The 24,847-nt window shown below is 61.5% G+C and carries 20 protein-coding genes and 1 riboswitch; of the genes, 7 read left to right on the top strand and 13 right to left on the bottom strand.

The window, feature by feature from the left end:
• The first annotated feature begins 2 nt into the window (after positions 1-2).
• Together QD357_RS26065 and QD357_RS26060 are read left to right on the top strand one after the other, a co-directional pair.
• Positions 3-1,205 carry an amidohydrolase/deacetylase family metallohydrolase gene (locus QD357_RS26065; protein WP_414125353.1) on the top strand — a complete coding sequence of 401 codons (1,203 nt, stop codon included), beginning with the start codon at positions 3-5 and terminating at the stop codon, positions 1,203-1,205.
• Between the two features lie 40 nt (positions 1,206-1,245).
• A complete protein-coding gene (locus QD357_RS26060; protein WP_414125352.1) occupies positions 1,246-1,743 on the top strand; it encodes a RidA family protein in 498 nt (165 codons plus the stop codon).
• A 15-nt stretch (positions 1,744-1,758) separates the two neighbouring features.
• On the opposite strand, the gene QD357_RS26055 is transcribed toward QD357_RS26060, so the two are convergent.
• On the bottom strand, positions 1,759-2,577 hold the full coding sequence (locus QD357_RS26055) for an IclR family transcriptional regulator (RefSeq protein WP_183938311.1): 819 nt from the start codon (positions 2,575-2,577) through the stop codon (positions 1,759-1,761).
• Between the two features lie 128 nt (positions 2,578-2,705).
• Between QD357_RS26055 and QD357_RS26050 the strand changes: the two genes are divergently transcribed.
• The 3 genes from QD357_RS26050 to QD357_RS26040 all read left to right on the top strand — a co-directional run bounded on the left by QD357_RS26050 (position 2,706) and on the right by QD357_RS26040 (position 6,802).
• On the top strand, positions 2,706-3,905 hold the full coding sequence (locus QD357_RS26050) for an aminotransferase class V-fold PLP-dependent enzyme (protein ID WP_414125351.1): 1,200 nt from the start codon (positions 2,706-2,708) through the stop codon (positions 3,903-3,905).
• A 22-nt stretch (positions 3,906-3,927) separates the two neighbouring features.
• Complete coding sequence (locus tag QD357_RS26045; RefSeq protein WP_414125350.1) at positions 3,928-5,763, top strand: dipeptide ABC transporter ATP-binding protein; 1,836 nt, start codon at positions 3,928-3,930, stop codon at positions 5,761-5,763.
• 118 nt (positions 5,764-5,881) lie between these two features.
• Positions 5,882-6,802: an alpha/beta hydrolase gene (locus tag QD357_RS26040; RefSeq protein WP_414125349.1), complete on the top strand. Its 921-nt coding sequence runs from the start codon at positions 5,882-5,884 to the stop codon at positions 6,800-6,802.
• Here QD357_RS26040 and QD357_RS26035 read toward each other — a convergent pair whose 3' ends face one another.
• The 10 genes from QD357_RS26035 to QD357_RS25990 all read right to left on the bottom strand — a co-directional run bounded on the left by QD357_RS26035 (position 6,803) and on the right by QD357_RS25990 (position 20,507).
• A complete protein-coding gene (locus QD357_RS26035) occupies positions 6,803-8,809 on the bottom strand; it encodes a CocE/NonD family hydrolase (protein ID WP_414125348.1) in 2,007 nt (668 codons plus the stop codon).
• Positions 8,810-8,813: 4 nt separating this feature from the next.
• Positions 8,814-10,445, bottom strand: a complete 1,632-nt coding sequence (locus QD357_RS26030) for an ABC transporter ATP-binding protein (protein ID WP_183938267.1) — start codon at positions 10,443-10,445, stop codon at positions 8,814-8,816.
• Complete coding sequence (locus QD357_RS26025) at positions 10,438-11,265, bottom strand: ABC transporter permease (RefSeq protein ID WP_183938266.1); 828 nt, start codon at positions 11,263-11,265, stop codon at positions 10,438-10,440. The genes QD357_RS26030 and QD357_RS26025 overlap by 8 nt, the downstream gene beginning before the upstream one ends.
• The gene (locus QD357_RS26020; RefSeq protein ID WP_414125347.1) at positions 11,262-12,269 is read right to left on the bottom strand and encodes an ABC transporter permease; all 1,008 of its coding nucleotides are present in this window, start codon (positions 12,267-12,269) and stop codon (positions 11,262-11,264) included. Before QD357_RS26020 ends, QD357_RS26025 begins: the two co-directional genes overlap by 4 nt.
• 97 nt (positions 12,270-12,366) lie before the next feature.
• Positions 12,367-13,956, bottom strand: a complete 1,590-nt coding sequence (locus QD357_RS26015; RefSeq protein ID WP_414125346.1) for an ABC transporter substrate-binding protein — start codon at positions 13,954-13,956, stop codon at positions 12,367-12,369.
• A gap of 127 nt (positions 13,957-14,083) precedes the next feature.
• Positions 14,084-14,866, bottom strand: coding sequence for a carnitinyl-CoA dehydratase (locus QD357_RS26010; protein ID WP_414125345.1), 783 nt, complete (start codon positions 14,864-14,866; stop codon positions 14,084-14,086).
• A gap of 5 nt (positions 14,867-14,871) precedes the next feature.
• Positions 14,872-16,929: an acetate--CoA ligase family protein gene (locus tag QD357_RS26005; protein ID WP_414125344.1), complete on the bottom strand. Its 2,058-nt coding sequence runs from the start codon at positions 16,927-16,929 to the stop codon at positions 14,872-14,874.
• A gap of 4 nt (positions 16,930-16,933) precedes the next feature.
• Positions 16,934-18,094 (bottom strand): acyl-CoA dehydrogenase family protein, encoded by a 1,161-nt coding sequence (locus QD357_RS26000; protein ID WP_183938261.1) that lies wholly within the window; start codon positions 18,092-18,094, stop codon positions 16,934-16,936.
• Between the two features lie 12 nt (positions 18,095-18,106).
• Entirely contained in the window at positions 18,107-19,597 is a 1,491-nt protein-coding gene (locus QD357_RS25995) for a carnitine 3-dehydrogenase (RefSeq protein ID WP_183938260.1), read from the bottom strand.
• A gap of 7 nt (positions 19,598-19,604) precedes the next feature.
• Positions 19,605-20,507 (bottom strand): 3-keto-5-aminohexanoate cleavage protein, encoded by a 903-nt coding sequence (locus QD357_RS25990; RefSeq protein WP_183938259.1) that lies wholly within the window; start codon positions 20,505-20,507, stop codon positions 19,605-19,607.
• A gap of 98 nt (positions 20,508-20,605) precedes the next feature.
• Between QD357_RS25990 and QD357_RS25985 the strand changes: the two genes are divergently transcribed.
• A complete protein-coding gene (locus QD357_RS25985) occupies positions 20,606-21,601 on the top strand; it encodes a GlxA family transcriptional regulator (protein ID WP_414125343.1) in 996 nt (331 codons plus the stop codon).
• Here the strand turns inward: QD357_RS25985 and QD357_RS25980 are convergent.
• A complete protein-coding gene (locus QD357_RS25980) occupies positions 21,576-22,451 on the bottom strand; it encodes a LysR substrate-binding domain-containing protein (RefSeq protein ID WP_414125342.1) in 876 nt (291 codons plus the stop codon). The two genes, QD357_RS25985 and QD357_RS25980, sit on opposite strands and share 26 nt — an antisense overlap.
• A 116-nt stretch (positions 22,452-22,567) precedes the next feature.
• On the opposite strand from QD357_RS25980, the gene QD357_RS25975 reads away from it, so the two are divergent.
• A complete protein-coding gene (locus QD357_RS25975) occupies positions 22,568-23,476 on the top strand; it encodes a DMT family transporter (RefSeq protein ID WP_414125341.1) in 909 nt (302 codons plus the stop codon).
• Between the two features lie 244 nt (positions 23,477-23,720).
• Here the strand turns inward: QD357_RS25975 and thiD are convergent, their stop codons facing one another.
• On the bottom strand, positions 23,721-24,524 hold the full coding sequence (gene thiD / locus QD357_RS25970; RefSeq protein WP_414125340.1) for a bifunctional hydroxymethylpyrimidine kinase/phosphomethylpyrimidine kinase: 804 nt from the start codon (positions 24,522-24,524) through the stop codon (positions 23,721-23,723).
• Between the two features lie 184 nt (positions 24,525-24,708).
• Positions 24,709-24,805, bottom strand: a riboswitch (TPP riboswitch).
• Between the last annotated feature and the right edge of the window lie 42 nt (positions 24,806-24,847).

Raw genomic sequence — 24,847 nt, 5'->3', positions numbered from 1 at the left:
TCATGTCTTCCGGATATGAACCGAAACGGCCGTTGCTGATCGCCAACGTCAAGCCGATGGCTCTCGGGCAGTCGACATCCGGCAGCGTCACCGACGTGCTGATCGGCGCGGACGGGCGCATCGCCGAAGTCGGGCCGTCGCTTGCCGTCTCGGCCGACGTCGAAAGGATCGATGGCAAGGGCGCCTGGATGTCGCCGGGCTGGGTCGACCTGCACGTCCATATCTGGCATGGCGGGACCGACATTTCCCTCCGCCCATCGGAATGCGGCGTCGAGCGGGGTGTGACGACGCTGGTCGACGCCGGCTCGGCGGGCGAAGCGAATTTCCATGGTTTCCGCGAATACATCATCGAGCCGGCGCGCGAACGCATCAAGGCGTTCCTCAATCTCGGCTCGATCGGCCTCGTTGCCTGCAATCGCGTCAGCGAATTGATAGACATCCGCTCGATCGATTTCGACCGCATGCTCCAGGTCTATGCCGACAACAGCGAGCATATTGTCGGCATCAAGGTGCGTGCGAGCCACGTCATCACCGGCTCCTGGGGGATCACGCCCGTCAAGCTCGGCAAGAAGATCGCCAAGATATTGGAGATCCCGATGATGGTGCATGTCGGCGAACCGCCGGCACTCTATGACGAGGTGCTGGAGGTTCTCGGGCCCGGCGATATCATCACGCATTGCTTCAATGGCAAGGCCGGCAGCAGCCTCATCGAGGATGAGGATCTCTTCGATCTCGCCGAGCGCTGCGCCGGCGAGGGCATCCGTCTCGATATCGGCCATGGCGGCGCGTCCTTCTCCTTCCGTGTCGCAGAGGCAGCCATCAAGCGCGGGCTTCTGCCATTCTCGATCTCCACCGATCTGCATAACCGATCACTGAATTTCCCGGTCTGGGATCTCGCGACGACCATGTCGAAGCTACTGTCGGTCGGCATGCCTTTCGAGAAGGTGATCGAAGCGGTCACGCATGCGCCGGCCTCGGCCATCAAGCTGCCGCTCATCAATCGGCTTGCGGTCGGAGAACGGGCGGAATTCACGATCTTCGATGTTGTCGAGTCCGATATCGAGGCGGTGGATTCGATGGGCGATACCGCCATGTTGAAACAGCTTTTCGAACCGCGTTACGCGGTCATCGGCGCTGAAGCCTTTGCCGCGAGCCGTTACATCCCGCGGGCGCGAAAGCTGACGCCCCATGGTCACAGCCATTAGCCGATCTTCGAAATTTTATGATTGTACGACAGGAGTTTGTGTGAACCAGTCTTCAGCCACAGCCGAGAGCGCATCGGGTTCGCCCTATGAGCGCCTCTCCACCCTCGGCATCGCGCTGCCGCCACCGCCGCCGCCGATTGCCAATTTCGTGACGCATGTTCTCGAAGGCAACATGCTTTACCTATCCGGCCAGGGTCCGCGTGAGGCCGACGGCACCCTGCATTTCGGCAAGGTCGGCGCCGAGGTCGGCATCGAACAGGCCTATGGCCATGCGCGGCTGACAGGCATCAATCTGCTGGCCGTCATGCAGGATGCGCTCGGCGATCTCAAACGCGTCAAGCGGGTGGTGAAGCTTTTGGGCATGGTCAACGCCACACCCGATTTTGCCGATCATCCAAGCGTCATCAACGGCTGCTCCGACCTGTTCATCGAGGTTTTCGGAGCGGCCGGCCAACATGCCCGCTCGGCTGTCGGCTTCGGCTCATTGCCGGGCAATATCACGGTCGAGATCGAAGCAATCGTAGCGTTGCACGGCTGACGGAAGGACAGGACATCAATGACCGCGCCAGCCCATCAGTCTTTCGATCTTCTCCGCCGAGCTTCGAACCTGCGCGACATAGTGGCCTTCGTCGGAAAAGGCCTTCTGCTCCGGCAGAACGATGGAGATGGTGGCAACGCACTGGCCGTCTCGATCGCAGATGGGCGACGCAATGCAGGCGACCGCGTAATCGGATTCGCCCGCCTGGATCGACAGGCGGGATTCCAGCGCTTTTGCCGCAGCCGTCGACAGCGTCACGGGATCGACATCGGCGCGGCCGGTCGGAGAGGTGCGCGCGCAGTGCCGGAAAAGCGCGATGCGTTCCTCTTCCGGCAGGTGGCCGACGAGCAGGCGGCCGGACGCCGTCCAGTTGAGCGGCACCCGCGTGCCGACGCGCGAGGCGACCTGGAAATGGCTTGGGCCGTCGGCCATGGCGAGAACCAGCATATGGTCGCCGTCGCGGCCGCAGACTTGAACGGTTTCGCCGGCCTGACGGCAGAGATCGTGCATTTCATGGGTGGCGACGCTCATGAAATCGAGCGATCGTGCGTAGGCGAGACCGTAGTGGTAAAGACGGGCGCCGAGCCAGATCGTGCCGTCGGCATTGCGGCTGAGAAGGTTCTTCTCAACGAGATCGTCGACGATGACGTAGACGGTCGAGAGCGGTGCGCCGATCGCCTTGGCAACAGCGTAGACACCGCAGGGCGCGCCGGTTTCGTAGAGATAATCGATGACCTGCATCGCTCGGTCGATGCCGCTGACGCGCGAGCGCCGCGGTCCCTTAACGGCATCGCCTTGGTTTTCATTGGCCGTCTCGGTCTCGGAGTAGCCCATGGGTGATGTCTTTACGTCCAAAAACCGAACTCCCGTTCAAATCGGTGGTTTGTTACATAATTATGGCATAGCTGTCGATGGCTCGGTACTGCAAGCACCGGTCAGCAGCAAAAAAATCTGGAGATCCCATGCCGAATGAAGACATTCGTCCGTCCGTCGGACTTCGCCCCGTCATCAATGTTTCGGGCACGATGACGAGCCTTGGCGCATCGATCGTCGTTCCGCAGGCGATTGCGGCAATGGGTTCCATCCTGCCGCAATTCGTCGAGATCAACGATCTGCAGCGCAAGGCAAGTACGGTCATCGCGCGGCTGACCGGCGGCGAGGCGGGTTTCGTCACGGCCTCGTGCTCGGCGGGCATCAGCCTGGCAGTCGCCGCCGCCATTACTGGGAACGATCTTGCCGCGATCGAGCGTTTGCCGGACGTGCGTGGCGATAAGAATGAAGTCATCGTTCAGATGGGACATGTGGTGAGCTATGGCGCGCCGGTCGACCAGGCGGTGCGGCTTGCAGGCGGCAAGGTCGTGTTGATCGGTCAGGCGACCTCGACATACAGACATCATCTCGAAGGCGCGATCACCGAAAAGACGGCAGCCGCACTTTATGTCGTTTCGCATCATGTTGTCGGTTACGGCATGCTGAGCCTCAACGAATTCTGCGAGATCGCCCATGCCAAGGGCGTGCCGGTCATTGTCGATGCGGCCTCCGAATATGATCTGCGTATTTTCCTGGAGCAGGGAGCGGATCTCGTTCTCTACTCCGGCCACAAATTCCTCGGCGGCCCAACGTCGGGCATTGTCGCGGGACGCAAGGACATGGTGCGCAACACTTTCCTGCAGAACCTCGGCATCGGCCGCGGCATGAAGGTCGGCAAGGAAAGCATCTTCGGCGTCATGGCGGCACTCGAAGCCTGGGAAACGCGCGACCATGACGGCATCCGCGAGCGCGAGAGCGGCTATCTCCATCTCTGGCGCGACCGGTTCGACGGCCGCCCCGGCGTCAAAGCCGTGATCGAGCCCGATCCGACCAACAATCCGCTCGACCGGCTGCGTCTTACCATCGATGCTCGCGAGGCCCATATCACCGCCTGGGATCTGGCCGACGCCCTAGCGCGAGGAACCCCGCCGATCATCGTTCGCGATCACGAGGTTGAGCACAATTACTTCTACCTCGATCCCTGCAATCTGCATCCGGGCGAGGAGGTGATCGTGGCGGCCCGGATCGGTGAAGAGCTCGACAAGGCGCAAGCCTCCAACGAGATCATCGCCACGTCCTTGGAAGATCGCAGCCGTCGCCGTTTCGATGGTCTGTTGCGCTGGCCGGATTGAGGCGGTGAACAAGGGGACGATGATGGCCAGTAGCGACGCGCAGACTTCACAGATCGCCGAACCCGTACTCTCGGTAGAGGGAATGATGACCTCCTTCCTGGTGGAAGGCGCTTGGAAGCCTGTGGTGCGTGACGTGTCTTTCACCGTAGTGCCAGGGGAAACCGTGGCGATCGTCGGCGAATCCGGTTCCGGCAAGAGCGTCACGTCGCTGTCCATCATGCGGCTGTTGCAGCAGGACATGAGCCGGATCACTGGCCGCATCACGCTTGGCGGGCGGGACATTCTGGCGTTGTCGGAAAGCGAGATGCGCAAGGTGCGCGGCAAGGATGTCGCGATGATCTTTCAGGAGCCGATGACCAGCCTCAATCCGCTCTTCACCATCGGGGACCAGATTTCCGAGGCGCTGCTCTGCCACGGCGATATCTCCAAGGCGGAGGCGAAGATAGAGACGATCCGGCTTCTGGAGCGCGTGCGCATTCCGTCGGCCGCCTCGCGCTTCGACGAATATCCGCACCGCTTTTCCGGCGGCATGCGCCAACGCGTGATGATCGCCATGGCGCTGGCCTCGCGGCCGAAGCTGCTGATCGCCGATGAACCGACGACGGCGCTAGATGTCACCATTCAGGGACAAATCCTCGATCTCATCAAAATGCTGCAGGAAGAGCAGGGAACATCCGTCCTCTTCATTACCCACGACATGGGCGTCGTCGCCGAGATCGCCGATCGCACCATCGTCATGTATCGCGGCGAGCAGGTCGAGACGGGCGAGACCACCGAGATATTCTTCCGCGCCAAGCATACTTATACGCGGGCGCTGCTTTCGGCCGTTCCCGTGCTCGGCTCGATGAAGGGACACGAGCGTCCCCTGCGGTTTCCGGTCGTCAACAGCGAGACCGGCCAGGTGGAGCCGCTGACAGAGGCGGCTGACACCGTCGCGGCCGCACAAAGGCCCGTGCTGCAGGTGAAGAACCTCTGCAAACGGTTCGACATTCATTCCGGCCTTTTCGGCCGGCTACAGGGCAGGGTGCACGCGGTCGAAAACGTCTCGTTTGATCTCCACGCCGGCGAGACGCTGTCGCTGGTCGGCGAATCCGGTTGCGGCAAGTCAACGACGGGCCGCGCCATCATGCGGCTGATCGAGCCGCAAAGCGGCTCCGTGCTCGTCGACGGCGAGGAGATGCTGGCCCTTGATCGCAAGGGATTGCGGGATATGCGCCGCAAGGTGCAGATGATCTTTCAGGACCCCTTCGCGAGCCTCAATCCGCGCATGACGATCGGCGCTGCCGTCGCCGAACCCTATCTCGAACATAGGATGGGAACGGCGAAGGAAGCCCGCGACAAGGTCACCGATCTCCTGGTGAAGGTCGGCCTCTCGCCAGATATGGCGACGCGCTACCCGCACGAGTTTTCCGGCGGGCAGCGTCAGCGCATCTGCATTGCCCGGGCGCTCACCCTCGATCCCAAAGTGATCATCGCCGACGAGAGTGTTTCCGCCCTCGACGTCTCGATCAAGGCACAGGTCATCAACCTGCTGCTCGACCTGCAGCAAAGCCTGAACCTCGCCTTCCTGTTCATCTCGCATGATATGGCTGTCGTCGAGCGCGTCAGCCACCGGGTCGCGGTGATGTATCTCGGCGAAATCGTCGAGATCGGGCCGCGCCAAGCAGTGTTCGAAAACCCGCAGCACCCCTATACCAAGAAGCTGATGTCAGCGGTGCCCGTTCCCGATCCGGCGCGGCGGAGATTGAAACTCGGCGTCGCGGCCGATGAGCTGAAGAGCCCGATCCGTGCGCCGGACCACATGATGCAGCCGCTGAATTATGTGGAGATCTCACCCGGTCATCAGGTTGCTCTTTGACGGCTGGAGCTTTGGCGCGTTCCATGTCGTCATCTCAGCGTCGCAGGCCGTCCCTGGATAAACGGTTTCCGCCGATGATGTTATGGTTGCACAACGAGCCTTATCGTGAGGATATCCCATGGATTTTTCCCAACATCCCAGACCGGACGAGGCGGGCATTCTGGAATTCATGGAGATCTGCGATTCCTTCTATCCGCCTGACGCGGTGACGGCCTCCATAGAGCAGCAGCGACAATGGTACGACGCGCTTTGCAGCCGCTTCGATCGCCCGCTGCCGGACGGCATGCGCACGCAGGATGAAATGGTGATGGGAAGAATTCCGGTCAGGCGTTACCAGCCGCGGACGATCCGGACCCCGGCATGCCTACTCTATCTTCACGGCGGCGGCTTCGTGGTCGGTTCGCTCGAGAGCCATCATGCGATCTGCGCTGAGATCGCCGACCATGCCGGGGCCGAGCTGTTGTCGGTCGATTATCGTCTGGCGCCCGAACATCGTTGGCCCGCGCAAACGGATGATTGCTATGGCGTTCTCAAATCGTTGCTTGCCGAGAGAAAGACCGTTGTGCTGATCGGCGACAGCGCCGGCGGCAATCTGGCGGCGGGGCTCGCCGTTCGGGCAAAGGGAGAGGGGCTCTCCGGCATTGCCGGACAGGTCCTGATCTATCCGGCGCTCGGCGGGGATCTTGTGTCCGGTTCCTACGAAGAGATGGCGAATGCGCCGGGGCTGACGACCGCCGACGTCAGCTATTATCGCATCGTATTGCAGGCACCGGCTGGCGATCCGGTTGCCGGGCCTCTTGCCGCATCGTCTTTTGCCGGCCTCCCGCCGGCCTTCATCACGGTTGCGCATTTCGACCCGCTGCGGGACGACGGCCGCAACTATGCCGCAAGGCTCGCCGAGGCAGGTGTCGAGGTCTGGTTTCGCGAAGAGCCGCAGATGGTACATGCCTGGCTGCGCGCGCGGCATATGAGCGACGGCGCGCGCGCCGGTTTCAGCGCCATATGCGCGGCTGTCAGCCATTTTGCCGGATCGAACTGATCACATCAGATCGCGCGGGATACGCTTTTCCTCGAAGATTTTTTCGAAAATTTGCGTATTACCTTCGAAGGCGATGACGGATGCGCGGATGATCCATTCGGCTGCCGTGCAGGAAATCGTCGCCGTCGCCACCGTGCGGACGTACCATCCCGGCCGCCGCATATCGCATGTCCAGATCGAGGTCCCACTCATCGACAGCGGATCGTCCGGCGCGATGGACCAGACCTCTTCGCGGAGCTGGCGTGTGGAAAGTCCGGTGCCTGGATGTTCGAAGAGGCCAGTATCCTCCCGGATTTCATAGAGGGTCTTGTTGGCGGAGAGATCGCGCACGACCTGACGCTTCGTCGTGGCCGGGGCATGTTCGACATATTTCGGCAGCGGGTCGGGATTGTCCGGTTGCTTGATGTCGATGGCGTCATAGGCGCCAAGTTTTGGCAGGGCAAAACCAATGGAGGCGATATCGATCGTCAGCCCCGGATTTTCCGGCGGCGGCAGGATCATCGGCCAGTATGAGGTGGAGAGCGAAAGGGCGATGCGATGACCTTTCCGGAACCGATAACCGCAGGCATCCAGCGTCAGCCTGATTGTGGTGCGCTCACCCTTCTTCATGGGTTTCGGCGCGGCATTGCCCTCGCGGTGGGCAAGGTTGAGCACGCCGAAGGAGACCCGCGTCGCGGTGCCGTCCGAATGGAGGTCGATAAGCCTGGCACAAAGATTGGCCGTTTCGGCATCGCAGCGCAAGGAAAGGGTAACGACAGGACGGCCGAGATAGTCATGATCGGCAGCTAGTGGTGTGGTCTGGAAGGTCAGCGATCCGGCATCGTCGAGGCGCTGGTCGATCGCCATTTCGGCATCGGGTTTCAGGGTGAAATATTCGCCTGATGTCGTGCCCGTATCGAGGGGCGAGCGGAGATAGACGGCATGTTCCGGCGCGTGCGGGATCGGCATGCCTTCCATCAGCGTACCGAACTGCTCGACATAGAAGCACTGCATCTCCGGCTTTTGCCAATCGCGTTTGGCGATCCAGAAGCCGGGATCGAAATCACGGCGTGGCGCAGGCTTCACCGCGTCGAGAATATAGGCGCGCACCTGCGGTAGGTTCTCCGCACCGTTCTGGTCGCCACGCAGCCAGCGGTTCCACCAGGCGATCGCCTCGCCATGGAAATCGGCGCGGGGCTTCGGCCAGGCAAAATGCGGATATTTATGGACCCACGGACCAATCAGCGCCTTCGCGGTATCGCCGAGGCCTTCGACGGCCATCAGCGGCGTGTTGCGATAGCCATCCGCCCAGCCGGCAATGACCAGGGCGGGAATGTCGACATCGGCGAAATTCTCGCAGATCGAGCCATGCCGCCAGAAATCATCACGACGCTGATGCTGCAGCCATTCCTCCATGAAGAAGGGCTCGTTCTCCAGGCGTTGCAGCCACATATCCTTCCAGCGGTCGCCGACGATCTCGGGATCGGGAGAGCGGGATTGATAACCGAGCATGGTCGCAGCCCAGGAGAGCTGCGCCGAAAGATGGCAGCCATTCTTATAATGGATGTCGTCATTGTAGCGGTCGACCGTCGAAGCGATCGATATCACAGCCTTGAGCGCGGGCGGGCGCAATGCTGCGACCTGCAAGCTGTTGAAGCCGCCCCAGGAAATGCCCATCATGCCGACGGAGCCATTCGACCAGGGCTGTGCCGCGATCCAGGCAATCAGCTCGCAGGCATTGGCGAGTTCGAGTTCGGTATATTCGCCGTCGATGACACCATCGGATTCGCCCGAACCGCGAATATCGACACGGACACCGGCGATGCCGGCGGCGGCAAATACCGGGTAGGTTGATTCATCACGGGGGCTCGTTCCATCGCGCTTGCGATAGGGCAGGAATTCGAACACTGCCGGCACCGGGTCATTTTCCGCGCCATCAGGCATCCAGATACGCGCCGCAAGCCGCGTGCCGTCCTTAAGCGTGATCCAGTGGTTTTCGATGACAGTGAAGTTGCGGGCAAACGTCATGGTATCAATTCCCAGCACTTTCCATCTTTCTCGTCGTCAGGACACGTTCCAGCCAGCCGATCTCCATTTCCGGCACTGATTTTAGCAGTAGATCCGTGTAGTCGTCGAACGGCGGCGAAAGCACTTTCGATTTCGGCCCGAAGCGCACCAGTTTGCCGCGATGCATGACCGCGACGCTATCGGCGATGGCGCGGACGATAGCGATATCGTGGGTGATGAAGATGTAGGAGAGCTGGGATTCCTCCTGGAGCCGCATCAGCAGTTTCAGGATGCCTTCGGCAACGAGCGGATCGAGCGCCGAGGTAGGCTCATCGCAGAGGATGAGTTCCGGCTTGGCCGCAAGGGCACGCGCAATCGCGACGCGCTGCTTTTGACCTCCGGAAAGCTCGGCCGGATAACGGTCGATGAAACCATTGCCCATCTCGATCTCGTCGAGCAGCTCTTTCACCCGTGCCGTCTTTGCCGCGCCCCGCAGGCCATAATAGAAGGTAAGAGGGCGGCCGATGATGTCGCGCACGGTCTGGCGCGGGTTCATGGCTGTATCGGCCATCTGGTAGATCAGTTGAATACGCCGCAGCTCGTTGCGCGAGCGGTTTTTTAGGGCCGGCGTCAGCGGTTTGTTGTCGAAAGAAATCCCGCCATCGCTCGGCGGCAACAGCCCGGTGATGACGCGGGCAAGCGTCGACTTGCCGGAGCCGGATTCGCCGACAATTGCGAGCGTCTGACCTTTTGGTACATGTAGAGAAACGTCGTGCAACACCTTGAAGCCGTTCGAATATTGCGCGCTGACGTGTTCGACTTTCAAAAGCGTGTTGGATTGATCCACCGCCTCTTCCCGCGCGGTCTGGCGGACATTGACGAGCGCGCGGGTATAGTCTTCGCGGGGTGCCTCGATGATCTGCTGCACCGGGCCGTATTCCACCTTTTTCCCGTGCCGCAACACCATGATGTCGTCTGAGATCTGCGCGACGACGGCAAGGTCGTGCGTGATGTAAAGTGCTGCCGTATGGGTCTCCTCGATGGCGTGTTTGATCGCGGCCAGGACGTCGATCTGCGTCGTTACATCGAGTGCGGTGGTTGGCTCGTCGAAGACGATGAGTTCAGGATTGGAGCAGAGCGCCATTGCCGTCATCGCGCGCTGAAGCTGGCCGCCTGAGACCTGATGCGGAAAACGATCGCCGAAGGTTTCGGGGTTGGGCAGGCCGAGGACGCGGAAGAGGTAAAGAGCGCGCTTCCTCGCCTCGTCCTTCGTCATCAAGCCATGCTTTACGGAGGCTTCGATCACCTGCTCGCCGAGCTTGTGGGCAGGATTGAACGCGGCTGCGGCCGATTGCGCGACATAGCAGACGCGTGCGCCGCGAATCCTGCGGATGCCCGACTTGCTGAGCGGAAGAATGTCGACGCCGTCGAGGAGCACCGTGCCGCCGGTGATCTCCGCGCCGCCGCGGCCATAGGCGAGCGCCGAGAGGCCGATGGTGGATTTGCCGGCGCCGGACTCGCCGATCAGACCAAGCACCTTGCCCTTCTGTAGATCGAAGGAGACGCGGTCGACGATCGTGACCCGCTTCGGGGGCTCGCCGGGCGGATAGCTGGTCGCTTCGATCTTGAGATCGCGAACGGAAAGAAGCTCAGGCATCGCCACGTCCTCCCTTGAGGCTGGAGGTGCGCTTCAAGAGCCAGTCGACCACCAGATTGACACAGACTGCGAGCGCCGCAATCGCGGAGCCCGGCACGAGAGCGGCGGAAATGCCGAAGATGATACCATCCTTGTTGTCCTTGACCATGCCGCCCCAATCGGCTGACGGCGGCTGGATGCCGAGCCCGAGGAAGGAGAGCGTCGACAGGAACAGGATGGAAAAGGCAAAACGCAAGCCGAACTCCGCCAGCAACGGCGAGAGTGTGTTCGGCAGGATTTCGCGGAAGATGATCCAGACCTTGCCTTCGCCGCGCAGTTTGGCGGCTTCCACGAATTCCATGACTGCCACATCCAGCGCGACGGCGCGGCCGAGACGATAGACGCGCGTGGAATCGAGGATCGCCATGACGAGGATGAGCACGACGAGATTCTGCGGCAGCACCGCCAGTACCACGAGTGCGAAGATCAAGGTCGGGATCGACATCATCAGGTCGTTGAAGCGCGAGAAGACCGTGTCGACCAGCCCGCGCGAGACGGCGGCGGTGAAGCTCAGGATGATGCCGAGCGAAAACGAGATGATCGTCGCCGCCAGCGCCACGAACAGCGTGGTGCGGGCGCCGTAGATCAGCCGCGACAGGATATCGCGGCCAAGATTGTCGAGGCCGAAGAAGTATTGCGCGTCGGCGGGTTGCCAGACGTTGCCGACGACTTCGGTTTCGCCGTAGGGCGCGATCAGGGGCGCAAAGACCGCACAGATGAAGGCGAGCAGTATGCCGATGATGCCGACCCAGGCGGTGATGGGGATGTCTCTCAATCTCATCGCGGATGCCTCAGGCGCGGGTTGGCAACGATCGCCAGGATATCGGCAACCATGTTGAGCAGGATGTAGACGGCAGCGAAGATCAGCCCGCAGGCCTGGACCACCGGCATGTCGCGCACGGTAACGGCATCGACCATGTACTGGCCCATGCCGGGATAGACGAAGACCACTTCGACCACCACGACGCCGACGATGAGATAGGCGAGGTTCAGCGCCACGACGTTGATGATCGGTGCCAGCGCATTCGGAGCGGCATGTTTGACGATGGCGCGAAAGGCGCTGAGGCCCTTCAATTCCGCTGTTTCCATATAGGCGGACGACATTACCGAGAGGATCGCGGCCCGCGTCATGCGCATCATATGGGCAAGGACGACGAGCACCAGCGTTGCCGTCGGCAGGGCGATGGCCTTCAGCCGGTCGATGAAGGCCATGCCGTCGTAGACGGTCGCGGGGAATGTCGCGATCCCGAATTTCACGCCGAAAAACAGGATGAGCAGGTAGCCGATGAAGAATTCCGGCAATGAAATCGCCGCCAGCGAGATCACGTTGATGATCTTGTCTGGCAAACGGTTTCGGAAATGCACGGCCAGCATGCCGAGCCCGACCGCCAGCGGCACCGAGATGAGCGCCGCACAGGCCGCAAGGAAAAGCGAATTGCCGAGACGCTTGCCGATCTGCTCGCTGACGGAATTCTTGCTCGCCCAGGATGTCCCGAAATCCCCCTGGACCGCATTCCCCAGCCATTCGAAGTAGCGGGTGGTGACAGGCCGGTTGAGGCCGAGTTCGGTGCGGATATTGGCGACGGCCTGCGGCGTTGCCGACTGGCCGAGATAAGTGGTCGCGAAATCGCCCGGCAAGGCTTCGAGGCCGCCGAAGATCAGGACCGAGACCGCGAAAAGCAGCACGAGGCTGAGCAAGAAGCGCTCGATAATGAGGGACAGCAGCGGAAATCGCTGCTTGAACCGCAATCCGGGCAGCACTGCGCTGGGTTGTATATTGGACATTGCTGATGCCTCGCGCTGAAACGTCAGGAGGACCGCGGAGGTTTTCCGCGGTCCCGGCTCCGTTAGAGATGAGGGCGTTGCCGCCCTGCTTCGGGCATCAGGACTCCAGCCAGACGCGAGTCGCGACGTAGCCGTTCGACATGTCGTTGCCGATGTCGTGAACATAGCCCTTCACCTGCTTGGTGGAGGCGTTCACGAAATCGTTGAACATCGGCAGAATGACGCCGCCCTCGTCGCGGACCATCATCGCCATAGTGTGATACAGCTCCTTGCGCTTGGCCTCGTCCAGTTCGGAGCGGGCCTGAAGCAGAAGCTTGTCGAAGTCCGGACGCTTGAAGCGGGTGTCGTTCCAATCGGCCGTCGAGAGATAGGCGGTGGAATACATCTGATCCTGCGTCGGCCGGCCGCCCCAATAGGAGGTCGAGAAAGGCTGGACATTCCAGACATTGGTCCAGTAGCCGTCGCCCGGCTCGCGCTTGACCTCGATGTTGATGCCGGCCTTCTTGCAGCTTTCCTGGTAGAGCACAGCGGCATCGACGGCGCCGGGGAAGGCCACTTCCGAGGTACGCAGCAGCACGGAGCCGCTATGGCCGGATTTCTTGTAGTGGAAGGCGGCCTTGTCCGGATCATAGACACGCTGCTCGATGCCTTCGGGGAAGAGGGCATAGGTGCTGTTGATCGGGAAGTCGTTGCCGACCTTGCCGTAGCCGCCGAGGATCTTCTTCACCATGGTTTCGCGGTCCATGGCATATTTCAGCGCCAGGCGAAGATCGTTATTGTCGAACGGCGCGGTGTTGCAATGCATGATGAACACGTAGTGCCCGCGGCCGGCGGTCGACAGGATTTCGACATTGGGTGCGCGCTTCAGCAGGTCCACCGTCTTCGGGTCGACGCGGTTGATGTAATGCACCTGGCCGGAAGATAGCGCGGCGATACGCGCGGTCGCATCGTTCATGCCGATGATTTCGACCGAGTCGACGAAACCGCGATCGGTCCGCCAGTCGTCCTTGTTCTTCTCGAACGTCGCGCGCACGCCGGGCTCGAAACTGACGAGCTTATAGGGGCCGGTGCCGATCGAGGCGAGGGGATCGTCGTTGCCGCCATTCGGTTGGATGACGAGATGGTAGTCGGAGAGCAGCAACGGCATATCGGCGTTGCCTTCGGTCAGCGTCAGGACGAGATTGTCGCCGTCGGCCTTGATGTCCTTGATCGATTTCATGACGCCAAGCGCGCCCGATTCCGACTTGCTGTCCGTGTGGCGCTTGAGGGTGGCAACGACGTCGTCGATCGTCATCTCCTTGCCATTGTGGAACTTGACGCCCTTGCGGATCTTGAAGGTCCAGGTGGCGGCGTCCTCCGACGGCTCCCAGGATTCGGCAAGTGCCGGTACGGCGGCACCGGTCAGCGGATGGGATTCGACCAGCATGTCGCCCCAGCAACGGCCGACGCAGAACATGAACTGTGACAGGAATTTCGCCGGGTCCTTGGAATCGGTGGCGGCACCGCCTTCAAGGCCGAGCTTCAGATGGCCGCCGCGCTTCGGTTCGGCTGCCATTGCGCTTTCCGTGAAAAGCTGGTCGGCGAGTGCCAATGTCATGCCGGCCGCCATGGCGCGCCCCATGAATTCGCGACGGCTCAGGCCGCCCGAGGTCACACGGCCTGCCAAGTGTTTTGTGTAATCTTTCATTCCCCTGTTCCTTCTTCTTGACGTGTTGATAGAACGTTCGGGCAAGGCTTCGGATGCGGTTTCCTCTCCGCCGGAAGCTTGATTGCCCGCGATCATGCGGGAAAATAATGCCGTTGTCGCCGCTTTCTCACTTTCCTTTCCAGATTGGGCTTCGCTTCTCTGCAAATGCCCTTGCGCCTTCCAATTGATCCTCGCTCGAATAGAGGGCGTCGACGGTGGCAAACTGCCGTTTGGTGATCTTGTTCATGGCAGTTTGGAACGTCGTTCCCTCCGCTTCGCGGACAATTTCCTTGATGGCTGCGTAGACGAGCGGCGGGCCGCTTGCGAGAAGGCGGGCAAGTTCCCATGCTCGGCTCATCAACCGATCTGCAGCGACGATCTCATTGACGAAGCCCCAACGATGCGCCTCGGCAACGTCAAGCCAGCGGCCGGTCAGGAGCATGTCCATAGCGATATGATAGGGGATGCGCTTTGGCAACTTGATCGATGCAGCGTCCGCGACGGTCCCCGAGCGGATTTCCGGAAGGGCGAAAGTCGCGTGTTCGACGGCGATGATCAGATCGGTGGAAAGGGCAATCTCCAAGCCGCCGCCGCAACAGATGCCGTTGACGGCGCAAATCACTGGCTTGTTGAGATCGCGAAGCTCCTGCAGGCCGCCGAACCCGCCGACGCCATAGTCGCCATCGACCGCATCGCCGGCGGCGGCTGCCTTCAAATCCCAGCCGGCCGTAAAGAACTTCTCGCCGGCACCTGACACGATCGCGACGCGCAGGTCGGGGTCGTCACGGAAATCGCGGAAGATCAGGCCCATCTCGCGGCTTGTCGCAAGGTCGATGGCGTTTGCCTTCGGCCGGTCGATGATGACCTCCAAGATACCGTTGTCACGCCTGGTGCGAATGGGGCTTTGCAACTTCCCTACCTCCTCAGCCGGATAAGGGCGTCTGCGGCGACGACGCCACGATTTTCTGGCAGAACCATCAATGGATTAATGTCCAGTTCCTCAAGCCGCGCGGCATTTTTTACGACATATTCTGCCGTTGATAGGATGGCGTCGGCAACTACATCGAGGCTGCTCTTTGCGCCGCCGCGATAGCCTTCGATCAACTTCCGGACTTTCAGCCGCGAAATGGCTTCCAAGACATCAGCCCTTGTTGCGGGAAGGGTTAAAATGGCAGAATCTTCAACCAATTCAACCAGGATTCCGCCGGCGCCGATCGTCAATGTCAATCCGACGACGGGATCGCGAACGGCGCCGACGATCAGCTCGGCGACGGGGCGCTCGATCATCCGTTCGACCAGGTATCCGGAGGCGACGGAGGCCATGCGCTCTGCCGCATTTCGTACTGCATCCCTATCCCACAAGTTGAGTACGACGGCTCCGACCTCGGACTTGTGTTCGACGCCCAAGGCCTTCAGCGCGACGGGAAAGCCAAGGCGTTGCGCCTGCTCGGCGGCGTCATTCGGGCTGGATGCCGTTGCCCCCAATGGAACGGTGAGGCCGGCGGAGGACAGCTCCGCCTTGGCGACTGCTTCGCTTAGGGTTTCGATCTCGCCCGTGGTCGATGGCATATCAAGCAAGGGCAGTGGCGGCGGGGCGTGCCAGACCGCGCCGATGCGGCTTGCAACTTCCGCTGCGGCAATGGTTTCACTGATGCCGCAGAGGGGCACTATGCCATCCGCGATGAGCTGCGTGGCAATCGCCTCCGGCATGTTTTCCGGCAGCGTCGCCAGAATGCCGGCACGGGCGCCGGTCAGCTTTGCCGCGGCTGCGACCGCGGCAATCGTCGTCATCCAGTCCGCTGCATCGCAACGATCGTCCCGGGGAAAATCGAGGACAATGAGGTTGAGTGCATAGTCGCCCTCGAACATGGCCGTGAAGGCTTCCGTTTGGCGGGAAAGATCGCCCCAAACGAAGGTGTGATAGTCGAGAGGATTTGAGAGTGTGACCATGTCGCCGAGACTGCGCCGCAGGGCGGGCAATTGCTCGGCTTTCAAGGCACGGAAATCCACGGCCCGGCCGGTCGCCGCATCAGCCATCAGCGAGGCCTCGCCGCCGGAACAGCTCATAGACGAGATCGCATTGCTTTTAAGCGGGCCGGTCACATGCAGCAGTTTCAGCGTTTCGATGAGTTCCGGCAGCGTTGCGACCCGGCCAATGCCGAGACGGGCGAGAACCGCATCGGCAACGCCATCACTGCCGGCAAGGGACGCCGTATGCGAAACGGCTGCGCGCTGCGCCTGTTCGGATTTGCCGACTTTCAGGGCGACGATGGGTTTTCGCAGCTCCCTCGCACGCATGGCAAGCTTTTGCAGCGTCTGGACGTTGCCAAAACCCTCGATATGCAGGCCGATCGCGGTCACACGGGGGTCTTCCAGGACGGCAAGGGCGAGATCCGACAGTCCGATTTGCGCCTGGTTGCCGGCGGTCATCAGATAGCTGATGGGTAGGCCGCGCCTTTGCATGGAAAGGTTGATGGCGATGTTGGAGGATTGGGTGAGAATGGCAACGCCACGCTCGACCCGCACCATTCCGTGCTGGTCGGGCCAGAGCAGGGCGCCGTCCAAACCGTTGATCACGCCATAACAATTCGGCCCGATGATCGGCATGTCGCCGGCAGCACTGACCAAAGCTTCCTGCAGTGCAACGCCATCGGCCAGTTCGGCGACCGCTTCGCTGAAGCCGGACGCGTAGCAGACAGCACCACCCGCGCCTCTGGCCGAGAGCGCGCGCACGATGTCGATGGTCAGCATACGGTTGACGCCGACGAAGGCCGCATCCGGTGCGGCGGGCAGGTCTTCCACCGATCGATAGCAGCGACGTCCAAGCACGGCATCCAGCGTCGGATGCACTGGCCAGATCTCACCGGCAAAACCCATGCGATCGCATTGTTCGATGACCCGGCGCGCTTCACGGCCGCCGAAGACGGCGATCGTTTGCGGTCTGATCAGGCGATCGAGGGGGCGTTGCGTCATCCGATCACGCTCCGAATGGCCGCAGCAGATCGCGGCTGATGATGTGACGCTGGATCTCCGAGGTTCCGTCCCAGATGCGTTCGACGCGGGCATCGCGCCAGAAGCGGGCAAGCGGCAGATCGTCCATCAACCCCATGCCGCCAAAGATCTGGATCGCCTCGTCGGTAACGCTGGCAAGCATTTCCGAAGCGTAGAGCTTGGCCGATGCGATCTCGCGATTGGCGGGAAGACCGGCATCGAGCCGCCAAGCAGCGGATAGGGTCAGCAGATCGGCGGCGTCGATCTCGGTGATCATATCGGCGAGCTTGAACGATACGCCCTGATTGGCGCCGATCGGCCGGCCGAACTGCTTGCGCTCCGCCGCATAGGGTAGCGCCAGATCGAAGACACGGCGAGCACGCCCGACACAGCTCGCAGCGACCGTCAGGCGCGTGCCGTAGAGCCACTCATTGGCAATATCGAAGCCGCGATGCACCTCACCGAGCACCTGCGACTTGGGCAGGCGGCAGTCCGTGAAGCTCAGGATGACGTTGTGATAACCCCGATGGGAAACCGAGTCATAGCCTTTGAGGATTTCGAACCCCGGCGTGCCGCGATCGACCAGAAAAGCCGTGATCTTCTTCTTGGTGCCCTTCGCCGTTTCCTCCTCGCCGGTTGCGGCAAAGACGATGACGAAATCGGCGATATCGGCATGGGAAATGAAATGCTTGGTGCCGTTGAGAATGAAATCGTCGCCATCCTGCCGCGCTGCGCATTTCATGCCGCGCATGTCGGAGCCAGCAGCGGGTTCGGTGATGGCGAGCGCGTCGATCTTCTCGCCGCGGACCGCCGGCAGGAGATATCGTTCGCGTTGCTCGCCTTCGCAGGCCATCAGAATGCCGGAAGGACGGCCGAAGAAGACGGTGAGCCCCATCGAGCCGCGGCCGAGTTCACGCTCGACAAGGGTGAAGGTCGCGTGATCGAGGCCGGCGCCGCCAATCTCCTCGGGGAAATTGCAGGCATAGAAGCCGAGCTCGATGCACTTGCGCCGGATTTCCTCGCCAAGTTCGGGCGGCACGATGCCGGTGCGCTCGACCTCGTTCTCATACGGATAGATCTCCGTCTCCACGAAGTCCCTGACCGTCTTGACGATCATCTCCTGTTCTTCGCTGAGCCCGAAATTCATGACCGCTTCCTCCTAGCGTTTTTGTCCAACATGGCGTCCAACGCCGTCAGGCACAGGCAGCTTTACATGGGCCTCGGCAATCAGCCTTATTTTGCTCAGCACCTCCTCCGGTGCGGGAGCGGCTTTTCCGGCCTTGGCATCGACATGCAGCAGTATCTGTTCGGCGGTGGCGATCGCTTCGCCGCGTGCCGTGTCGTAGATCGTGTGGAACACATGCAGCCGCTTTTCGTCAGACCCGAGGATCTGCGCGGTCGAATGAATGGCCTGTCCGAGCTTGGCTTCGCCGAGATGGCGGATATGCGTCTCTACCGTATAGTAGCTATGACCACGCTCGACATAGGCGAGATCGACGCCGATCAGGCGTAGCAGCGCGTCCGACGTGTCGCCGAACACCTGCAGATAGCGGTGCTCGGTCATATGGCCGTTGTAGTCCACCCATGCCGGGCTGACTTTGGTGTCGATCAGCCGCAGCGGCTGCGCGACATCCATCGGCTTTTCGCCGCCGCCGGCGGACGCCCAGAGGTTTTGCTCGAAATCCTTAAGCAGCTTGCCTGCACCCCAGCCCTTGCCGCCATGGCTTCCCTTCAGCGTCTGCAGGATGCCGACGAGGTTTTCATCGCGAATGCGCTCCAGCTCGCGGATCGACAGGCCATCGGCCTGCTCGTCCGACTGCTGGCCGATCTTTTCGACCAGTGCATCGTCGAGATCGACGACATCCATCAGCTTCGTCCAGTTCCATTGCAGGGCCGGGCCGAACTGCGCCAGGAAGTGCCGCATGCCCGCTTCGCCGCCGGCAATGCGGTAGGTCTGGAAAAGACCCATCTGCGCCCAGCGCAGGCCGAAGGAATAGCGAATGACGTCGTCCAGCGTTTCGACGGTGCAGATGTCATCCTTGATCAGCCAGAGCGCTTCGCGCCACAGGGCTTCCAGCAGGCGATCGCCGACAAAGGCTTCGATCTCCTTGGCGATGTGCACGCCTTTCATCCCGATCGGCGGCAGCCGTTCCATCGCGGCCTTGATCGTTTCCGTCGAGGTCTTTTCACCCCCGACGATTTCGACGAGCGGCAGCAGATAGACGGGGTTATAGGGATGGGCGACGAAGAAGCGTTCCGGATGACGCATGTCGCGTTGCAGATCGGTCGGCAGCAACCCCGAAGTGGATGAGCCGATCAGGGCATCCGGCCTTGCTACGGCATCGATCTGCGTCAGGACTTTACGCTTGAGGTCGAGCCTCTCGGGCACGCTTTCCTGAATCCAGTCGGCATCGCCGACGGCCCCCTCAAGCGTGTCCCTGAATGTGAGCTTGCCGCGCGGCGGAAGCGGCGCGCCGGTCAGCATCGCATAGGCCTTTTCGGCATTCGCCAGAACCTCGCCGACGATGCGGGTCGCTTCCGGATGCGGGTCGAAGACATCGACGTCGATGCCGGCCAGCAGGAAGCGGGCAATCCATCCGCCGCCGATGACGCCGCCGCCGATGCAGGCTGCCTTGTTGATCCTGGTCATCGGAGCCTCAGCGCTTTTTCAGTTTCAATTTCTTGCGGACATCCTCGGGGCCGATGATGCGCGCGCCCATGCCCTCGACGACCTGCACCGCCTTTTCGACGAGCTGTGCGTTGGTGGCGAGCAAGCCCTTCCCGGCATAGAGGTTGTCTTCCAGACCGACGCGGACATTGCCGCCGGCAAGCACGGCCGCAGCCGGGTAGGCCATGGCATTGCGGCCGATGGAAAAGGCCGAGAAGGTCCAGCTCGAGGGAACGTTATTGACCATCGCCATGAAGGTGTTGAGGTCATCGGGCGCCCCCCAGGGGATGCCCATACAAAGCTGGATGAGGATGGGGTCCTCAATAAGACCCTCCTCGGCAAGCTGTTTGGCAAACCAGAGATGACCGGTATCGAAGGCTTCGATCTCGGGGCGGACGCCGAGAGTGGTCATCTTCTTCGCCATCGCCCGCAGCATGGAGGGCGTATTGGTCATCACATAGTCGCCGAGACTGAAGTTCATCGTGCCGCAATCGAGCGTGCAGATTTCCGGCAGGCATTCGGCGACATGGCTGACGCGTTCCGTCGCACCGGCCATGTCGGTACCCCGGACGTTCAGGGGCAGGGGGCTTTCAACATCACCGAAGATCAGGTCGCCGCCCATGCCGGCGGTCAGGTTCAACACGACATCGACATCGGCGGAACGGATACGGTCCGTGACCTCCTTGTAGAGATCGTTGCGGCGGCTGGCAGCGCCGGTTTCCGGATCGCGGACATGGCAGTGGACCACTGCCGCCCCAGCCTTGGCGGCGTCGATCGCGGATTCCGCGATCTGCTTGGGAGTGATCGGAACATGGCTGGATTTCGAGACCGTATCGCCGGAGCCGGTGACGGCGCAGGTGATGAAAACATCGCGGTTCATCGCAAGAGGCATTTTCGTTCTCCCTCGTATTGAGGACATTACGAGGCAAGCGGCGCCTTCATGCTTTGCATTATCGGAAACAAACGATACATTATCGGAAATACCGGAGAATGCCTGTGCTCACCTCGTCCAACACGCCGCTCGATATCGATCTGCTGGTGCTTCCGGAAACGAACCTGATCCTGATCGCGTCGGTGATCGAACCCTTGCGCGGGGCCAATCGCATTTCCGGTGCGGAGATCTATCGCTGGCGCTTGTTTACGCCTGACGGTTCGCCCGTCGAAACGACGAGCCACGTCCCGGTTCCCGCGTCCGGCGGCTTCAAGCCGACCGACTCCGCTCCGCTCTTCGTGCTCGCGAGCTACAATTGGCGGCGCAGCGCGACGCAGGCGCTGAAAATGCAGATATCCCAGGCGGCGCGCTATCGTTCGATGATGGCTGGCATCGAATCCGGCAGTTGGCTGCTGGCGGAAGCAAGCCTCCTCGACAATGTATCGGCGGCTGTCCATTGGGAGGATTTCGACGATTTCGCGCTGGCCTATCCGCAGGTGCGTGCCGTCAAGGACCGTTTCGTGATCGACGGCAAGCGCATTACCACCGCCGGCTCATTGCCGACCGTCGACCTGATGCTGGAGATCATCCGGCGCCGACAGGGCTATTCGCTCGCACTCGAAGTCAGCCGGCTTTTCATCTACGAGCCAGCCAATACGCAGAGCGCAGCAGAACTTTCGCCGTCGACCGCCGGCTTGCGTATGCGCGATCCGCGCGTCGCACAGGCCGTGCGGCTGATGGAGGAAAATATCGAGCAACCGCTGATCCTGGCGCGCCTTGCACGACGCGTCGGCCTCAGTGCCCGTCATCTCCAGGGGCTCTTTCAGGAAAGTATCGGCGCGCCTCCGCATGTGCACTACCTGGCTCTCCGGCTCAACGCCGCGCGACGCAAGGTGATCGAGACGAAGGAGTCCTTCGCAGAGATCGCTGCGGCAACAGGTTTCAACTCGGCCTCGGCCTTTTCCCGCAGCTATCGCGCCAGCTTCTCGGAAAGTCCCTCGGGCACGCGGCGGCGCTTGCGCGGGCGCTCTACGGCTGCAGCGGAGCCGACATAGGCTGAAAGGCTTCGCGCACCATCTCCGCGAGCTCCTGGATCGCCTCGCTGGAATGATAGGGATTGCGGCGAAGCACGACGCGCGAGGAATCGACCGGCGGAAAGCCGTCGTCGCTCGTCAGCTCCCGGCAACTGTGCGGAATGTTGCTGCGGGACAATGTGGTGACGGCGAGGCCGGCGGAGACGGCGTTTTTCAGGCCGGAGCTGGTATCGGCAATGAAGGCAATGCGATAGGGCCGCGCCTGCTGCTCCAGGGATCGCAGGGCAAAGTCGCGCGCCCAGGTCGAGTTGCGGTATGTCGCGATGGGCAGCGGTGTCGCGTCATGCAGGCGATGCACCAACGATGTCACCCAGACGGTCGGATCGATGCAAAGCACCTCTCCCGTGGTCTGCTTGCTCCAGTCGAAGACCACGGCAAGATCGAGTTCGTCCTTCTCCAGGGCGGCAAGATTGCGAGCGGTGTAATCGCAAGAAACGGTCACTTCGACGGCAGGGTGCCGGACAGCGAAGGCGGCCAGCGCCGCCGGCAGGACGGTCTGGCTGTATTCTTCCGGAATTCCGATCCGGACAGGTCCGTTCAACGGCTTGGTGCGGATGGTCGCAGCAGCCTCATTCAACAGATCGACGATCCGTCGAGCATAGGGAAGCAACTGATTTCCGGAGCGGGTCAGCACGACCCCACGGGCGCTTCTTTCGAACAGCGCCCCGCCGACAATTTCCTCCAGGCGCTTGATCTGGGCGCTGACGGCCGATTGGGTGCGGCCGATGCGTTGCGCGGCAACGGAAAAATTCAACGTCTCGCTAATGACGAGGAACGTCCGGAGCAGATCGCTTTCGATGGGTTCGCGCATGGGCAAGCCACAAAAATTTCCGATGGCACATATCTCTACTATTCGTTTGTCTGATGTCAAATATCGGCGCACACAAGTGTAATCCGTCCAGGTGCTTCGTTCCCGAGATACCGCACATGACCATTCAGACCCCGGCTCGATCCTTCGCCGCCAATGAATACGAAAAGGGCGTCGCTCTCGTCGTTGCGGCAACGCTCGCCTGGAGCGCCAGCGGCGTCTATACGCGGCTGCTGACGACGGATATCTGGACGGCGATCGCCTGGCGCTCCCTGTTCGGCGGATTGTTCCTGCTGATCCCGAGCTTCTTTCTCGAAGGCGGCTTTTCGCGTCGCCAGTGGAGCTCGATCTTTCACCCGTCTGGGCTTGCGATGATCGCCTGCCAGACCTTCAGCCAGGCCTGCTTCATCGGCGCGCTCTATAGGACCACGGTTGCGAACGTGACTATGATCTATGCCACAGCGCCCTTTATCGCCGCCTTGCTCGGCTGGGCGATCCTGAAGGAGCGTGTGCCGAGGCGAACCCTTGTTGCCGGCGGGATCTGTTTGGTCGGCGTGGCGATCATCGTCGCTGCCTCGATCGGCGGCGGCACGGGCCTCGGCGATCTCTTGGCGCTCGGCATGACGGCTTCGTTCGCCCTGATCATCATCATTCCGCGCATCGATCGCAGCGCACCGAGCCTGCCGCCAACCATCGTCAGCGCCTTCCTGACGCTCGTTATCTTCGCGCCGTTCAGCTCAGTTGGGTCGCTCGATCTGCACAATTGGCTGGTGCTTGCCGCCTTCGGGGCAACCAATTTCTCCTTTGCCCTCGTCCTGTTTCTTGCCGGCGCGAAGCGCATGCCGCCCGCGGAAGCGGCTCTTATCGGCACCATGGAAATCGTGCTGACTCCTTTCTGGGTTTGGCTGTTCTTTTCCGAAAGGCCGCCGCTTGCGACGTTTTTCGGCGGCGCCATCATCCTTGCGACGGTCCTCTGGCACACGTTCATCGACCTCAGGCATAGCCGGCGCAGGCACGAGCCGAGCTAGAGCAAGCTACCCATAAAGCCCATATTGTAACGAAGATATTCGCCTATAGGCTGCATGTTATTCAGCTATCGTTCATTTAGTGGAAGGCAAATAAACAATCGCCGCAACGCCTTGCGGTTGATTGAGGCTCGGTCACCGATACAGCTGCACGAGGCAGGTGGCCGGGCCTCTCAGGTCTCCCGGGGAAGGCGTTGCCAGCGAAGCAGATAGGCCGACTATGGATCTGTCCGCTCCCGTTCCGCACTTATGCTGACCAAAGCGCGTAGAAGTGCTGGACCGGTCCGTGACCGGTTCCGACCGACAGCGTTTCGGCCGCCGCAACCGCGCCTGCGAGATACTCTTTGGCTGCGGCGACGGCTTTCGGTAGCGTCGAGCCCTTGGCAATCTCCGCCGCCAACGCGCTGGAAAGTGTGCAGCCGGTTCCATGCGTATTTCTGGTCGGTACACGGCCGGCCTCGAACCAGGTCAGGCCCTCCGGGCTTGCGAGCACGTCCGGGCTTTCATCGCCGGCGAGATGCCCGCCTTTGACCAGAACGGCCCGCGCGCCGAGCCTTACAAGGGCTTCCGCCTGCCGGGCCATTGTCTCGCGATTTTCGGCCTCCGGTTCATGCAGAAGTGCGGCAGCTTCCGGCAGATTGGGCGTCAGCAGCGTGGCCAATGGAAGAAGTCGCTCGGTCAGGATATCGACGGCATCCGCGGCAAGCAATGCAGTTCCGCCTTTGGCGATCATGACTGGGTCGAGCACGATCGGAACGCCTTCATGGGGAGTGAGCGCATCGGCAACCGCTTCGGCGATTGCGGCATTGGCAATCATGCCGATCTTGACGGCATCGAGGCGCACATCGGCAAATATGGCTCTGATCTGTTCGGCCACGAACTCCGCAGGAACAGGGTGGACGCCGGAAACGCCCTGCGTGTTCTGGGCCGTCAACGCGGTCAGCGCTGCCATGCCGTAGACGCCACGGGCAGAAAATGCCTTCAGGTCGGCCTGAATGCCGGCGCCGCCGGAAGGGTCGGAGCCGGCGATGGAGAGGACATTTCGGATCATGGGCGTGCCTTTCTGCTCCAGCCGATGGACAGTGCACCGGAGATCGCGGCGAAGTTGGTGATGCATCGCACCAGCGGAGGGTTTGGCCGCGTGGTCGTTAGCAGCGAGCCGGCAATGGTGTTGTTTTTGCATATCGCGCCTTTCGGGCGGGGTGAGACGCGAAGGGATGACGGTAAGAGCACGCCGAGATCCCCGAGCGACTTCCTCCGCCAGCATTATCTGGTTCAGGTTCAAAGGGTACTTCTCAGCCCATCATGCGACGGGCGCCCCTGTCTCTCATCGCCATCTTTCTCGCAGAGAACGGCCACCCTGTCATCAGCTAA

It is taken from the genome of Rhizobium sp. BR 317 (assembly GCF_047445835.1).
Classification (GTDB): Bacteria; Pseudomonadota; Alphaproteobacteria; order Rhizobiales; family Rhizobiaceae; genus Rhizobium; species Rhizobium paranaense.
This window is presented reverse-complemented; position numbering and strand designations above follow the sequence as displayed.